Annotated in this window: 1 protein-coding gene; it reads left to right on the top strand. The window is 69.5% G+C overall.

Features of this window, described 5'->3' with window-relative positions; all coding sequences use genetic code 11:
* A partial coding sequence (locus tag ZRA01_RS20395) for a transposase (RefSeq protein WP_141355199.1) occupies positions 1-817 on the top strand: 817 nt, incomplete at both ends.

The raw sequence follows: 817 nt of genomic DNA, 5'->3' as shown, positions 1-817 counted from the left end.
AGCCGCGGATCGATGCGGCGCGCTGGAACGGTTTGCGCGTGGTGGCGGCCGACGCCTCCCGGCTGCGCGTCTCGACCCGCGCCAACGCCAAGCTGCCTGCCGATCACTACGCCTTCGCGCTGTTTCTGCCCGGGGCCGAGCTGACGCTGCACGCGAGCCTGCACCCGGCTGATGGTTCGGAGCGCCAGATGTTGTTCGAGGCGCTGGACGAACTCGATGCCGGGCGCGACCTGTTGGTGCTCGACCGCGGTTATGTCGGCAACACGATGGTGGCGTCCCTGGCCCAGCGCGGGCTGGGCTTTTGCCTGCGGGCCGACACCCGGGGCTGGCGCTGCGTCGCGGATTTCCTGCGCTCGGGCGCCTCCGAGCAGGTGGTGACCCTGGCCGCGCCACGCGTCGCCGAGGCGTCGATCTACGAGATCCAGGCCGTTCCAAGCACGGTGCGCCTGATTCGCGACGTCACACCAAGCGGCAACATCCGCGTGCTGATGACCAACCTGCTCGACGCCCGGCGCTACCCGGCCGAGCAGTTCGGGGCGCTCTACCACCGCCGCTGGCGAGTGGAGGAGGCCTTCAAGCGGATCAAGCATCGCCTGCGCCTGGAGGCGCCCAGCGGGCTCACCTATCTCGCCTTTCAGCAGGACTTCGCCGCCAAGGTCCTGGCGGACAACCTCTGCCAGCTACTCAGCGCCGAGACGGAGCCGCCCGACGCCACCTCGCGCCCCAATCGAACCTACGCCCATGGCGCCCTCAAGCCGATCCTCGCCGGATGCCTCCTGGCGCTCGAACACGCCCGAAACCAGTTGCAGACCGTGCT

This window comes from Zoogloea ramigera (genome assembly GCF_006539865.1).
Taxonomy (GTDB): domain Bacteria; phylum Pseudomonadota; class Gammaproteobacteria; order Burkholderiales; family Rhodocyclaceae; genus Zoogloea; species Zoogloea ramigera.
Note: the sequence above shows the minus strand (reverse complement) of the source record. Positions and strands in the feature narration are given on the sequence as shown.